Source organism: Bacteroidales bacterium (genome assembly GCA_016707785.1).
Classification (GTDB): domain Bacteria; phylum Bacteroidota; class Bacteroidia; order Bacteroidales; family UBA4417; genus UBA4417.
This window is the reverse complement of the sequence record JADJGZ010000024.1, coordinates 1-14,848: the sequence shown is the minus strand read 5'-3', so window position 1 is coordinate 14,848 and position 14,848 is coordinate 1. Positions and strand designations below refer to the sequence as shown.

Here is a 14,848-nt window from a genome sequence, read left to right as displayed (position 1 = left end):
ATTACATATTCCTGTTCTGACAGAAAAAAGCTGATGCCGGATAAGTCTCTTTTCGTAGATTTGCCGCGGTATCAAAGCATGCAGCCATGGATTCATGCTGATTCAGGTGCTTTGTAACTCTTTCAAAAGTCTGACAGATTCTTTTCAGCGGGAGCAAGTTAAACATGGAACAACACAGTTTACCCACCACTTCATTTTCTGATACAAGAAACCATTATGTTATTCTCGACGGGCTGAGAGGTGTTGCAGCAGTCATGGTGGTTATTTTTCACTTCTTTGAAACCTTTTCGGGTGGGAATCATCTGACCCAGATCATCAATCACGGGTACCTGGCAGTTGACTTCTTCTTTGTTTTATCGGGCTTTGTGATCGGGTATGCCTATGATGATCGGTGGAAGAGTATGAGTGTTAAAGAATTCTTCAAGAGGCGTCTGATCAGGCTTCACCCGATGATTATTATCGGGATGCTCATTGGCGCCATTGGTTTCTATTTTTCTGCTTCCCCTGTTGTATTCCCCGGCATCAGCGCTGTTCCTGTGTGGAAAATGCTGCTGATCATGCTGATTGGATTTACTTTGCTGCCGGTTCCTCCTTCCATGGATATCAGGGGCTGGGGTGAGATGCATCCTCTTAATGGCCCGGCCTGGTCGCTGTTCTTTGAATATGTGGCCAATATCCTATATGCCTTCTTCCTCAGGAAAGCATCCAAACTTGTGTTGTCGGTACTGGTGGCCCTGGCAGGAATTGCATTGATACACCTGGCTGTTTCAGGCCCCAATGGTGATGTGGTTGGAGGCTGGTCGCTCGACCCGGTGCAGATTCGTGTTGGACTAACCCGATTGCTTTATCCCTTCATGGCTGGACTCCTGCTTTCAAGGATCAGTAAGCCGGGAAAATTCAGGCATGCCTTTCTATGGTGCAGTTTGTTGCTCATCCTCATCTTTTCATTTCCACGCATCGGGGGAAGTGAACATCTATGGTGGAATGGGCTTTATGATTCGCTTTCCATCATTTTTCTGTTCCCGCTTATTGTCTACCTGGGTGCCAGCGGACAACTCAGGGGAAAAATTTCTGCCAGGGTTTGTGGATTCCTGGGAGATATCTCCTATCCGATTTATATCATCCATTACCCTCTTATTTACATCTTCACAGCCTGGGTTGTCGATAACCAGGTTCCATTACAGAAGGCATGGCCGGCGGGATTGCTGTTGTTATTCTCATCCATTGCCATTGCATGGGCCAGTCTGAAATTGTATGATATCCCTGTAAGAAAATGGCTTGTGAAACGACTGATGGTGAAACCCGTCAAATAAGAAGTTTTATCCACGAATTTCCACACACCTTCATCCTGGGGCATTCAATGCTTCATTTTACCCCTTCACCAATAAAACAGGCACCTTCACCGGAAAATAATTTCAGCACCAAAGCAGTGTAAGGATATTTGCATCCTCAATAGTGGTCGTTTCTAAAAAATCTGCTGTTGAGGAAACTGCAAGAAGAATCACCCCTCCAAGCTGCCGGTCTATGAAATTAATATCTGCTTTAATTATAACAGTTCTTATGCTGATAAAACTCCCATTTACCGGGCTGTGTCAGCAAATTACCCCCTCCGATTCATTAACAGGACAGGTCAGCATTCTAACTGACAACGGCAAAGTGCTGCATATTACCACCCTCACCTATGGTGGCACAGGTGTATTGTTTACCTCTGTCAATAACCAGTTTACGGTTATGAATGGGGGCCGGGGTTCTGCAACTTTCAACAATCGGCTCACTTTTGGTGGTGGCGGATGGGGAATGGCAAAAGGGGTTGAGGTGACGAACATCCAGGAAGACAGCTACTCTTTTATCAAAATGGGTTATGGGGGACTTGAGATCGGCTATATAGTGCTTCCCGGAGAAAAACTGAATATCGGCACTCACCTGATGACTGCCTGTGGTGCGCTTTTCAAGGAAACCATCCCGGATGATGGCGAAGATGTTATGAAGATTTTCCCGGTAGTGGAACCTTCCGTTTTTGCACAAGTTTCGCTAGGCAAAATCTTTCGTCTCGACATTGGATTAAGTTATCGCTTTGTACGAGGTGCCAATTTCCCGGAAGTGAGCGACCATGAACTGAGTGGTTTTTCCTGCTACTTGGCACTCCTTGCCGGTGCCTGTAAATGCAATAATTAAGACATGAGCATTCCATGAAGAAAAACCCATTTCCATCACACCCATGTAACCGCAATTTCTAAACTACATGAATACATGTCAAAAGCTTCCGGAAATAAATTTTTAAAAATCGCCTTGAAAATGTTTCTCTATATCCTTTCAGGTATTGCAGCCATCCTCCTCATAATTATTGGGTTACTGATATACCTAAGCCCTGGCACTCCTGAAAAATTCAAAGATGAAAACAACCTTGTCATTGAAGGCAGTATCTCCGAAAAAGTGTTTGTAACCATTGGGGGAGTCAGGCAGGGAATGTTTATCCGGGGTAAGAATATCCACAACCCTGTGCTGCTATACATTCACGGAGGGCCGGCATTCCCTAATTATTTCCTCATCGATAAGTACAAGCCCGGACTGGAAGATCATTTTACGGTCTGTTACTGGGAGCAACGCGGAGGTGGCCTTTCCTACAGTCAGGAGGTTACTCCTGCAAGTATGACCTTTGAACAACTAACCAAAGATGCCATAGAGGTTACAAACTACCTGCGCAAAAGGTTCGGACAGGAGAAAATCTTTTTAATGGCCCATTCGGGTGGGACTGCCTTCGCGATTAAAGCAGCTGAACAGGCTCCTGAACTTTATCATGCATATATCGGTATGGCACAGATTACCAATCAGTTGAAGTCGGAGAGGATTGCATATCAGTATATGTTGGAGCAATACAAGGAAAAAGGGGAACATTCCAAAGTAAAAGAATTGCAGCAATACCCCGTCATGCGGCTTGATACGGCTGCCTTGTCATTTTATAAATCACTGGTTAGGGATCAGTCCATGCATGAATTAGGTATCGGGACTATGCGATCCATGCATTCTGTTTTTACCGGGGTATTCGTTCCTGTCTGGCTATGCAAAGCCTATACGCTGAAAGAAAAGTGCAATATCTGGAAATCAAAATTCTCTTTCCTCAAAAAAACGAATCTGTCAAATCAACTGTTTGAAACAGATCTCCCGGTTCAGGTTACAAAACTCAATATTCCCGTCTATTTTATGAGTGGTAAATATGACCTCACTGTAAACACTGCACTTTCCCGTGATTATCTTGAAAGCCTTGATGCACCGGTGAAAGGGTTTCTACACCTTCGAAAAATCTGCCCATAGCCCGATTTATGAAGAGCCTTCGAGGTTTATGGAAATAATGGTAAAGGATGTGGCAGGGTTAACCAATGAACTTGCAGATAATCCTGGAAATGACTGAAAGTACAGTGCCTGAAATGCAGCATACTCGCGCAGTTTGAAATTTTAAGCACAAACATAGGAATATGAATCGGTCAGGCCTAAAGGCCCGGATCAGATCACTTAGACTAACCCCAGCCTGAAGGCTGGGGTTACAGGATGAATCAATTGATCTTGAAACCCCAGCCTTTAGGCTGGGGATGAGCAAACTGAACAAACCTATGGCCTTCAGGCCTGACTTATTATTTGACCATGCTCAAGAAAAGACTTCAAAATTCATCTTGAAACCCCAGCCTTGGCGGGTGAGCAACAACAAATCTGCTCTCCCCAAAAAACCATGGTCAGTTTGATATGCAGAAAAGATTCAAAATTATCTTGAAACCCCAGCCTTTAGGCTGGGGATGAGCAAACTGAACAAAACCTATGGCCTTCAGGCCTGACTTATTATTTTGACAATGCTCAAAAAGGGAAAACTATTGTTCCAATCATCCCGACAGTGTTCAAAAGAACAATATTCATGTTTACCTCCTGCACCCCAAGCCTTTTAGCTATTCTCATAAACGAAAAAAAGACTGCCCTTTCGGACAGTCTTTGGCTGACTAGTATAATTGAGGTTAAGGAAGCTGAAGGAAAGCGGTTCCGGAGTATGTCCCATTGATCCAATCGATCCTGTAGCGGGTGGGGCATTCATCATCACCGATGGGCTCATTATTTGTGTTAAATCCGAAGGTGATGGTGGCAGATTTATCAACTGCGGGAATCTGGTGGATCTTGATTCCTGATACCGGATCCCATCCGCATACTTCTTTATGCACCACACTCTGAGTGATTTGCGTGTAGAACTGTTCTCCCTGCCTGTTGGTTCCCCAGGTAACAAGATTAGTATATCCTTCAGTTGAACCAAAACCGTCGATGGTAACGAGCAGTTGTCCGGGGGTGCCTGAGTAGGTGGTCTGACGGGCTACACTCCAGTTGCGGGTGGTACCATTATCGAAGGTAATATTCATGTAACCACTTACTTTATGCACCAGGGAGGTCATTGAGGTTCCCAGCATCCAGATGAAACCGCCACTTACATTTTCGAAGGTTTTTTCACCATTCAGGACAATGGAACGTCCGGTAGCTACGCGGGTAACAGTGAAGTCGATGTACTTAATTTTTACTGTCGATAAAGGCTGTCCCCAATGTGAACCTAATTTTTTCCTGATTTCAACCTGCCCTGTACGCATGCGGGTTCCGTTGCAATTCAGTCCGTCGTAGGTAATGTATAAGGTGATAGTATCATTTACCACGGAAACCGAATCTACAGTTGCATTGCAGGGGATTCCGGAGGTAGACTTATAGCCACCCTGATAGGAAAGTACTCCTTCCACATCTTTCAGAGCGTCTTCAGTTACGTTTTCAACATTGTTTTCATCGGCACTCAATTGTTCCATTGAGGTAGAATCTGCTTTCCCTTCATCAATATTGTCTTTTTTACAACTTGTCAGGGATAGGCTCAATACAGTAAGAAGAAGAGCGCCAAGTCGGATAAATCTGCGTGTTTTCATGGTCATAAGGTTTAGAGTGATGTGTTGTTTTGTTTTCAGGTCAAATTTTGATGTTGTAGACATCTATATTACACCCTACTCATTTTTTACCCTTAGTCAAATGGGGGATTTTTTTGAGAAATTTTCTATCTTATTATGATTTAATTACTTAGGGGTAGACTTTTGTTTCCGTTTAAGAAGAATTCAAGAATTCAAGAATCCAAGAATTCAGGAGTCAGAATTCTCCCGAAGGGAAGCCTTCGGCTTGTATTCTTTTTTCTATGAAAATTCTTTTCTGCAAATTTCTGACAATCAGGCGTCCCATTCATCAATGATATCCCAACCGCATAAATCAGCCTGAAATCTCACTTATCCTCTATTTCTTAATAGAGTCTTTTCACTTTTACGGACTTTATTTCCGATTGGCCAACATCATGCTTCGTGATTTGAAACTTTTCCTGCTCAAGGTATCGTTCGATAAAAGGGAGATCCGGAGCATAAATAAAACATCCCCCAGGTTTCAATGAATCTAATATCTCCATGTACCTTTTTGCATAACCTATGAAATTCCCGTCATTACGCAAATGATGGTGCATGAAATGGTTGGTAAATCCTAAGTTACTGATGATGGTACCCCACTGCTGTTCTTCAAAAGGGAATTCAAACCAGTCAGCCTTTATCAAATCGGGTGTTTCTTCAACAAACCTGTCGAAGCCATAGGCTACAAAACCTTTCAGTCGCAAATATTTTACTAACTCCCCCTTTATCCCGCAACCCATATCAAGAATAGGCTCAACCAGTTGATTCATATCGAGTTGCAAAATCTCAAACTGAAGATCAGGGGAATACTCCGAACATGCTACGGCTTCCAGTTCCTCTCCTTTTGATGAATAGATCTTCTCAGCAAAAGGATTGGTCTGCTGCAGCCAGCTGATAATGTTCTCATAATGATGAGCAGCAATGGTTTCAACGGGTAATTGTCCTGTCTTTAGATTCAGGAAAAGCTCTACATATAGACTTCTTAAAGCCTTATATGCACCAGTGTCGAACGAATAATACTGATTCAGGTTACAGAACTTCTGAATTGCCCGATGGGTTAAATAATCAATTAATAAAACCTCAGCCTCTTCACTGAGCTGATGAATATTTTCGATGGCTTTCAGGGTTTCAGGACTGAACTTCAAGGAGTTTAATATTCCGTCCTGAAACAGGTTTTTATTTCGGTTATATTCGAATTGATTTTCAATATTTTCCTCAAAATTTTTCATTCCACAGAATGTAGCAGTTGAAATAAATAATAACCCCTGTATGGATTATTGTTCAGTATCTGTCAAAGTAGATTTGGATATCAGTCCATTAACCACTGATGTATTTGAGAGCACTGCACAGGCGCCGAAATAGCCAATAGCCCCGGAACTTAGATTGGTACCCACATTAGAAGGTGCGGAGCTGAAATACCCTCCCTGCCAGGTAGTTTCCGACAGTAAATCCCTCACAAAATCTGCATGCTGAGGGGTGAGTGTGTACCTTCGTTCCGTGATTTTGGTACCTAATGGGAACCTTACAGCTTCAATTGCCGGAGCAAATATTTCACTCACATCCAGCGTGGGCAGTGTGTAATAAAACATCCTTGCATGTGTGGATGACCAGCTGGAATCCTTCCAGGCGGGAAGATGCGACCAGTCGATAAGCAATTCGTACATCAGGGCTTTTTTCGGATGATAAGGCCTCGAGAGCCACACCAGGCGATACAGGTTGTCATCCTTGCGTGTAACATAAATGCCTTCACCGAAATTTCCCTGCCAGTTCACCATACCCGATTTGGCTGTAAAAACCTTGTTACCGTAACTAATCAATAAGGAGTGTTCCTTCCCGGGTTTCCCTTCAAATGGCACATTCGATAAATAGATCCCGGGCTGATCAGGCGACTCCTTAAAGTTGTATACATTTCCATTGACTGTTACAATCACTTCGGCACCTCTTACAGGCAAAACACTATCATTATATCCTTCCTGCGGGAATGTGATCTTCACCGATTGTTGTTTCATCTCATTGGTGATCACGGATTCAACAACAATCATATCGCTGGGCACTGTTTGTAAATCCCAGTCTGTCTGCTCCTCACAGGCATTCAAACCAAGCAACATTAGTAAAAGTGCCAGGATACTACTGAAAAAACCGCTTAACCTGCCAGAATCCTTTCGATTCTTATCGTTCCCTGAAGTATCTTCGGTATATGTTGTTTTGTCGTTCATTTGCTTTTAGGCTTCTAAAATCTGAAGGTATAATTTAAGGATGGAAGGGCGCCGGCTACCGATAGCTGGGTTGGAACAATTTCAAAATTCCCGTCGAGGTCGGAAGGAACATAAAAATTTCCTTTATCATCCATAATTTTATTGAAATTCACGATGAAAGGATTATGCCTGCCATATAAATTATAAACAGAGAAGACCAGGCTATGGCGGAATCGGTTTCCCGGTTTATTCAGCCAGCAGGTAATCGCCACATCCATCCTGTGATAATCGGGTAGCCTGTCGTTATTCTTTGCTCCAAAAATAGGAACGGTATAACCATTGTATTCATAAAAACCTACCGGTGTGGAAGTGGGTGAGCCGGTTAGATAAATCCAGCTTCCCGAGAACTCCCAATGCTTTCCTGAGCGATACGAAAGGTTGACACAAACGGTATTAGGCCTGTCGTAGTAAGCAGGATACTCTTTACCATTATTAACCCCTTCAATAGTCCGGAATACCCTCGACCAGGCATAGCCAATCCAACCTGAGAATTTGCCTTCCGATTTCCGGAGCAAGGCTTCCACCCCGTATGATTTCGCATCGCCAAAACGGATTTCTCCTTCAATCAGAGGATTATACAACATATTAGCGTGATCCATATATTCAATCTGATTCGAGAACAACCGGTAATAGGATTCAAGGGTAAAACTAACCCCTCGGGAAAATTGCTGAACGATGCCTAAACTAATCTGATCTGACTTTTGTGGCTTAATATTGGGTCCCGAGGGAGCCCATACTTCCAGCGATGTAAAAGGACTGGTTGAATTGGAAAGCATCTGCAGATACTGGACGGTATGGCTATAACCCGCCCTCACCAATAACCTTTTGGTTAACGCATAACCAATGCTTAACCTGGGCTCAACATTGGCAAAGCTTTTATAAACAGCACGGTCAGCCACTGTTGCTGTATCGATCACTTTATGGGTTCCATCAAAAAGGTACACTGTGGTAGGGCCCAGATCCCTCCAGGAGGTGAATCGCAATCCATAATTCAGCATGAGTTTTTCCCTGATGATCTGCTCATTGCTCAGGTATAATGTAACATCAACCGACTGATACTGAGGAATTACGGGTGTATTCTTCTGAATATCATCCTCAGAAAAATGGATATTACCCGGGTTGGAGTGATGATTACTTAATTCAACACCTGTTTTTACTGTATTGCCAGGGTTGGGGTACCAGGTGAGGTCGGTTTTCAGGGTAGCATTCGAAATGGAGGAAGTCCAGTAATTATTATCCTGACGCGAAATAAAAAGGTAATAATCATACCGGCTGAAACTGGCTGTGGTATTGGAAAACAATCGATTATTGAATATGTGATTCCAGCGTAACGTACCCGCCGCATTCTTCCACTGAATACCAAAAGTATGTACTGCAGAAGTGGAAAAACGACTGAAATCGTCATTCCCGGAATATGCGGTCAGAAACAGCCGGTTATTCCGGTTAAGCCTGATATTTATCTTGGCATTCAGATCATAGAAATTAATACTGAAGGTACGATTGCTTAAGCTTGAAAAATTTAACCAATTCAGATTTGACCTGCGGCCGGAAATAATAAAGGAGCTGAATTCCTTTTTAATCGGGCCTTCCAGTGTCAGGTCCGATGTATAAGGCCCAAGGTTCCCCGAGAACCCCAGCCGTTTCATATTGCCATCCCTGGCCCTGACATCAATTACGGATGATAACCGACCTCCATAAGAAGCCGGGAAATCACCCTTGTAGGCTTTTACATCCTTGATGGCATCAGGAGCTAAAGCAGAAAAGAAGCCAAAAAGATGAGAAGGATTATATATCGGGGCATCATCAATCATTAACAGGTTATGGTCGTTATTACCTCCGCGGACATAATAAAAAGTGGAACCATCGCCAAATGCATTAATTCCCGGCACTGAATTCAGCGATTTGATCACATCCACATTCCCTGCAAATCCGGGCATCTGCTTCAGGGTAGAACCGGAAAGCCGGACACTACCATTATTTACTTTTACAAGTGCCTCATCCCCTTCCTTACTCACAATTTCTATTTCCCGCATACTGATTGCAGCCTCTTTCAACTCTACCGACAGACGCATGTCTGAAGTCAGCTGAATGGGTTTTTCTACTTTTTCATACCCCAGGATCGAGAAAGCCATCTGGTAATTGCCTTCTGTGAGTGTGATGGAAAAAAAGCCGTACCCATTGGTGGTTGTCCCCTGGTAGGTGTCCCTGTCGTACACATTGGCTCCAATGATAATCTCACCCGTTGACTGGTCGCGGATGTACCCGCTTAGTGTAAACTTCTGCTTTTTTTGCAGGGTTTGTGCTGATTCATCTACAGTACCCGCAGGCTTAAGTACAATCTGCTGCTCGACTACACTATAGCTTATTCCAAGCGGGGTAAGTAATTGATCCAGCACCTGCCTGAGTGGCTGATTCTGAACTTTCAGGCTAACCTTTTGTTGCACTGGAACAGATTGCCGGCTATAGGAGAACATAATATTCCCCTTCTCCGAAATCTCGGAGAGCACCTTCCTTTAAAGGTTTATTCTTCACATTGAGTGAAATGCGCTGATCGAGGTTCTGGGCATAGGAACCACTGACAATAAACAGGAATAACAATATCCCTATATACCTGTATGTGAGGATATTAAATTTCAACAATTCAGATTTTAATTATTTACAGGCTTTACCTGAAAGGATGAAGATACTACCTTTTTGCTGTACTTTTAAATCCAGGGTGCTGGTGATAACATTTAATACCGAAGTAAGGGGCTGCTGATCAAAGGATGCGGTCACTGTGCATTCAGCCAGTCCGGGATCAGTGAACTGAAGTTCAACACCATATACTGATTTGAGCGTGGCAATGATCTGATCCATCCGGGTATCATCAAAATTGATTTTTCTTGTCTTCCAGGCCAGGTAATTCAGGTCGGTATTTACCTGCCTGATGATTGAATTCTTAACCGGAGAAACTTCAGCCTGATCGCCAGGACTGAGAATCATTTTTTTCGATGGGCTTGAATCGGTATAAAGGGAAACCTTTCCTGAGGTAAGTACTACCTCCATATTGCCCTGCTGATTCCGGGTTTTCACATTAAATTGGGTTCCCAGTACCTCCACATTCGACTCATTGCCTTTCACAATAAAGGGCTTCCCGGCATCGTGAGCAACTTTGAAATAAGCTTCTCCTTCCAGACGGACTATTCTTTTGTTCTTGAATGTTTTAGGATATTCAAGTTTTGATCCCTGGTTGAGCGATATCACTGAACCATCGGGCAGGGTAACTTCCCTGATGCCTGCATCGGCTGTGATTGTTACCATGCGTGAATTCCCAAAATAATAATATACAAATGTTGATGAAGCAATGAGTATCAACAAAGTTGCAGCCAGTTTCAGCCAGTTTTTTCCGGTTCCTTTTTTGGTTGATTCAGCGGCTGAGATATTGATTACTTTAGGTTCATGACGCTTTTCTTCAAAATTGATTTTGCCTGACAATGATGACCATTCAGCGTCCAGGTCAATTTTCTGGTCAATTATGGATTGTTCGGTGAGATTCCAGGCCTTGCCATAATCCTCAAACAACTTCCTGTTTTCAGCACTTTCTTTGATCCATCCTGACAATGACATCAGCTCTTCAGGACTTGCTTCTCCCGAAAAGTACCTGGTTATCAGGTCGATGTAATATGTCATTGGTTCTTCCATGGTCTTGTTCTATCAATAATACACCTGATCAATGGTTTACCCTTATCATGCACTAATATTTTTAAACTACCGAAGTCACTAAAATTGATTGCCACAGGTACTGAAAATTACCTATTTGAATCTGGATAAAGGTGCATCAGCAGGATCATGCATTTACTTATATTCAGCCAGTCGGAGCCGCATATGCTGCAAGCTTTCACATCTGCGCCTCAACGGTTTTCTGAGAAAGCTGTAAATGTTCAGCAATCTCATGATACTTAAGGTTTCGTAGCGGTTCAGCAGGAAAATCTCCTGCATTTCTCCGGCAATTCATCAATGACTGCTTTGATTGCCCGGCAAGTTCGGCTTCCACCAGGAAATCGGAGGCAACATTTTCGGAGAACTCCAGCAGGTTTTCAATTTCGAGGATATCGGAATTAAACTTCCTGTTGTCGCGAAGGTAATTCTGGCAACGATTGAAAATGATGGTGGTAAGGTAGATTTCACCGGACGGTTGGTATCAATGCTTTCCCGTTTTTCCCATAAGGTGATAAATGCATCCTGCACAGCTCTTTTGCTGTTTCAAAGTCCTTCACATACTTCTGTGCAAAGAAGCAAAGGCCTTGAATTCAGCACGGAAACAGGGATTCAAAAACGCCCTTGTCGAGAGCGCTGAAGTTATGGGATGCGTTACCTTCCAGTTTGATTATTTTTTTGCAAATCTAAGATTTGTGGATCAATTGCCCATATTTATTCCGGATAACGGGAAAAGGTAATATCCGATATACTGCTCTTGAAAAGTAAAAAATAGGCGAACCTGAAGCCGGTGAATATCTGGTTTCAGAAAATCAATAGCGTCCTAGCGCTCCCTTTGCGTCTTTGCGGGTAAAAAACCTGCTTTCTGCTGTTGGTTTTCCTATAACCTGATAAACTTAAGAGAATGAGATTCTTCTCCGGAAGGTTTATAAAATACATGCCTTTTTGCAGATCCTGTTTGTATGATTATCGTTGAGCCTTCTGAAGGAATTAACCCTTCAATCTTCAGATAATCAACCACAGGATTCGGACTGATCTGAATCCGTGCTTCTGTTGGCTCAGAAACAGAAGTAGTAAAGAAATCAGTGATAAACGGACTTCCCATCCAGCCATTGTCAATAGTTTGTACTGCCCAATAATAAGTGCCTGATGGAAGTTCGATGGAAAATTCATTTTGCGTGCCCATGTTTCCTGCGACCGGGTATTAAGTGTCTGTCCACCAGGTTGCGACAGGGGTGCCATAATTTCACATCCCCCGGGAGTGGTCCCAATGCGAAGATTGTACGTAAGGCATGGCTGCGGTGTAATTTCGTCGAAGGCTTCTTCCCAGCTGAATACAATCAAGTCCCCATCACTATTCGCCTGCAGGTTTTCAGGGCCACCAGGAGCGGTATTAGGAGTGGTTCCTCCTGTACTTCTATATACCATGCAATTCCTTCCCCCATAAGCATTCGCACCGGCTACCAAAACATCAAGAAAACCATCCTGGTCATAATCAGCCCAGGCCACATCACCATACCCTAAACCGGGAAAGGCAAGGTCATTTTCCGGCGTAAAAGTATCATCTCCATTGTTCCTGTATAATTTTGTCTCTGGAATATAAAAGTTGGTATCCAGCGACCCAATCATTAGAATATCCATGTATCCATCGTTGTCGTAATCTCCACAACCCAGGCTACTCCCTGTTGCCGGTGGAAGCATATGTCCGCTGAGCTGCAGGAAGGTCCCATCTCCCTGGTTTTTATACACATTTGTAGTAATGTCACGGTTCAATTCATTTCCTGAAGAGCCTGACTCAATAATATCAGGGAAACCATCATTATTAATATCACACCATACCGCCTCTCCGTAATAAACTCCAACCAGATCAGCAACCTGTGTGAAACTGCCTGATCCATCGTTTCTGAAGACTTTAGTTACCGGTTGTTCGTTATATGGATTACCGGTTGCGCCACAAAGTAAAAAATCAAGGGAACCATCATTGTCAAAATCCTGCCACCGGGCAGAACCATGGTAAACCCCGGGCAAAACAATCTGTGATTGTAATGTAAAAGTACCATCGCCTTTATTCCTGTATATACCGAAAAAGGATAAAGCTGATCAGAATTTAATATGCTGTCGCCAACCACAATCAAATCCATAAAGCCATCCTTGTCATAATCACCCCAGTCGGCATCTACAGATGGGCGTGTAAAGGCCATGATAATTTGTACTGTAAAGCATTGTCACTTCTGAGTAAATACCCTGCCCGTCATTCTTCATGATTTTCACAAGTAAATGTCCTGGATTATCTACCTTGTTAATAAAATGTCAAGGTCACCATCGTTGTCAAAATCCATCCAGCCTTCCTCACCACTGTCAACTCCGGGAAGATTAAGTGAGGTTAGTCCGGTGAATACCCCATTCCCATCATTCTTGAAAATCCTTGTGATGTTCGTATAACCTGAATGGCCGGTATTCAGTATATCCAGGTCGCCATCGCCATCATAATCACCCCAGTCCACTGAATTACAGACCGAAAGGGGCCATTGTTCAGGGTTTAACCCAATGTATAAAGTATCCACAAAGACAAACGACTGAGCCTTTAGTGAAAAATTTATACCGAAAATGGAAATGAGAAGGATTCCATAAAACAGCCGGGGAAACTTAAGACTAATACCTGATTTCATATTGAAGATTATTTGAATTGTAAAAGACTAAAGATAATGAATTTAAGTAGCTGTCTGAATGCATACTGCAATCATCGTGAAAGGATTATTTTCCCGGAATTCCAGGCATTATTGTGAAAGTATTTCAGCAGGTAAATCCCTGTTGGAAAACTACCCAGGTCAACTTGTACTTCTTTCCTGTTTTTATAATCATCAAGCTGCCTTTTGGACGTGAAAGCCGAACATTAGAACTGTACTTTCAGGTATTTCATTTTACCTCCTCCTTCCCTGATAATGATGATATAGACACCTCGAGGTAAGCTGGAAATGTCTAATTCCATAAGTTTGTCGAAGGGTTGAGGCTCAATCAGTTGCCGGCCCATTAGCGAAACCATGCTTACTTCCGTACCTCCTACACCTTTCTCTGAATAAAGAATAAGTCGTGTGTGGTCAGGAAGATACCACCGATAAACCGGTTCTGCTTCCTGCTCCCTCGTACCTGTCGTATAAGGATGACAATCACTGGCTTGCGAAGTGAGCTGCCGGATATGATCCGATTCCAGCCATACTTCCACCCTGAAGCGTGTCATCCCCTGGTAGGTCGTATCCGGCCAGACCGGATGAATGTGCCCGGAATATACATGGGCTGTGTATTCTCCCGCTGGCAGAGAATCCAGGCTGATCGAATAATCAAAAAAGCACATGCAGCCACACCAGATATAAGTGGTGTCCATCTGATACCACGACAAGGTGGAATCATTCTCCAGGTAAACACTTTGTAAGGCAGGTACAAAACAACAGTTCTGATAGGCATTGTCCTGGTGAATAGTCACCTGGTTACCGGTCACCACAGCGTATATGGTATCCAGTGCAGACTGGGAATGGACTGCAAGATGCAGCATCAATACCGGGATAAGCAGAACTCGTTTCATGATCGTTGTAAAAAGAATTTATTTAAGTGTATAATTTGTCTTGATCTGTATCCAGTGCTGAGAAATCGTTATTATGAGACTGTCAGTACCAAATTGTAGGTATGCCTTTTGTTATTTGGATAAAACGGATCAATCCTTCAGAACCAAAATTCTTACTATCTGATTACCAATATTTTTGATTTTAGGTTATTCCATTATCCAGCAACAGCCTGAAGGTGTAGAGCCCTGAAGGAAAGTGTGAAACATCAATGGCCAATTCCAACAAACCGGCAACCTCCCTGCTTTCCACACAACTGCCCTGGCTGTTCAGAATACTATATCCATGAATGGCTTCAGTACTTTTTACTGTAACCAAGGCTGAT

At 43.2% G+C, this 14,848-nt stretch carries 13 protein-coding genes and 1 pseudogene; 4 read left to right on the top strand and 10 right to left on the bottom strand.

Going from position 1 to position 14,848, the window contains the following annotated elements:
• Positions 1-164 precede the first annotated feature (164 nt).
• The 3 genes and pseudogenes from IPH84_13590 to IPH84_13580 all read left to right on the top strand — a co-directional run bounded on the left by IPH84_13590 (position 165) and on the right by IPH84_13580 (position 3,409).
• Entirely contained in the window at positions 165-1,313 is a 1,149-nt protein-coding gene (locus tag IPH84_13590) for an acyltransferase (GenBank protein ID MBK7174234.1), read from the top strand.
• A 247-nt stretch (positions 1,314-1,560) separates the two neighbouring features.
• Positions 1,561-2,175 carry a hypothetical protein gene (locus IPH84_13585; GenBank protein MBK7174233.1) on the top strand — a complete coding sequence of 205 codons (615 nt, stop codon included), beginning with the start codon at positions 1,561-1,563 and terminating at the stop codon, positions 2,173-2,175.
• Between the two features lie 75 nt (positions 2,176-2,250).
• A pseudogene (locus IPH84_13580) lies at positions 2,251-3,409 on the top strand (alpha/beta hydrolase).
• A 592-nt stretch (positions 3,410-4,001) separates the two neighbouring features.
• On the opposite strand, the gene IPH84_13575 reads toward IPH84_13580, so the two are convergent.
• The 6 genes from IPH84_13575 to IPH84_13550 form a co-directional block, all read right to left on the bottom strand.
• Positions 4,002-4,937 (bottom strand): hypothetical protein, encoded by a 936-nt coding sequence (locus tag IPH84_13575; GenBank protein ID MBK7174232.1) that lies wholly within the window; start codon positions 4,935-4,937, stop codon positions 4,002-4,004.
• A gap of 362 nt (positions 4,938-5,299) precedes the next feature.
• Complete coding sequence (locus IPH84_13570) at positions 5,300-6,184, bottom strand: class I SAM-dependent methyltransferase (protein ID MBK7174231.1); 885 nt, start codon at positions 6,182-6,184, stop codon at positions 5,300-5,302.
• Positions 6,185-6,229: 45 nt separating this feature from the next.
• Positions 6,230-7,171, bottom strand: a complete 942-nt coding sequence (locus tag IPH84_13565; protein ID MBK7174230.1) for a DUF4249 family protein — start codon at positions 7,169-7,171, stop codon at positions 6,230-6,232.
• 14 nt (positions 7,172-7,185) lie between these two features.
• Positions 7,186-9,654 carry a TonB-dependent receptor gene (locus IPH84_13560; protein MBK7174229.1) on the bottom strand — a complete coding sequence of 823 codons (2,469 nt, stop codon included), beginning with the start codon at positions 9,652-9,654 and terminating at the stop codon, positions 7,186-7,188.
• A 16-nt stretch (positions 9,655-9,670) separates the two neighbouring features.
• Positions 9,671-9,847 (bottom strand): hypothetical protein, encoded by a 177-nt coding sequence (locus IPH84_13555; protein ID MBK7174228.1) that lies wholly within the window; start codon positions 9,845-9,847, stop codon positions 9,671-9,673.
• A gap of 15 nt (positions 9,848-9,862) precedes the next feature.
• Positions 9,863-10,891, bottom strand: coding sequence for a FecR domain-containing protein (locus IPH84_13550; GenBank protein ID MBK7174227.1), 1,029 nt, complete (start codon positions 10,889-10,891; stop codon positions 9,863-9,865).
• Positions 10,892-11,219: 328 nt separating this feature from the next.
• On the opposite strand from IPH84_13550, the gene IPH84_13545 reads away from it, so the two are divergent.
• Positions 11,220-11,546, top strand: coding sequence for a hypothetical protein (locus IPH84_13545; protein MBK7174226.1), 327 nt, complete (start codon positions 11,220-11,222; stop codon positions 11,544-11,546).
• A 365-nt stretch (positions 11,547-11,911) separates the two neighbouring features.
• Here the strand turns inward: IPH84_13545 and IPH84_13540 are convergent, their stop codons facing one another.
• The 4 genes from IPH84_13540 to IPH84_13525 form a co-directional block, all read right to left on the bottom strand.
• A complete protein-coding gene (locus IPH84_13540) occupies positions 11,912-12,934 on the bottom strand; it encodes a VCBS repeat-containing protein (GenBank protein ID MBK7174225.1) in 1,023 nt (340 codons plus the stop codon).
• Positions 12,935-13,197: 263 nt separating this feature from the next.
• Positions 13,198-13,575: a VCBS repeat-containing protein gene (locus IPH84_13535; protein ID MBK7174224.1), complete on the bottom strand. Its 378-nt coding sequence runs from the start codon at positions 13,573-13,575 to the stop codon at positions 13,198-13,200.
• Between the two features lie 224 nt (positions 13,576-13,799).
• Complete coding sequence (locus tag IPH84_13530; GenBank protein ID MBK7174223.1) at positions 13,800-14,486, bottom strand: T9SS type A sorting domain-containing protein; 687 nt, start codon at positions 14,484-14,486, stop codon at positions 13,800-13,802.
• Between the two features lie 181 nt (positions 14,487-14,667).
• Positions 14,668-14,848: hypothetical protein (locus IPH84_13525; GenBank protein MBK7174222.1), on the bottom strand; the 181-nt coding region annotated here is incomplete at its 5' end.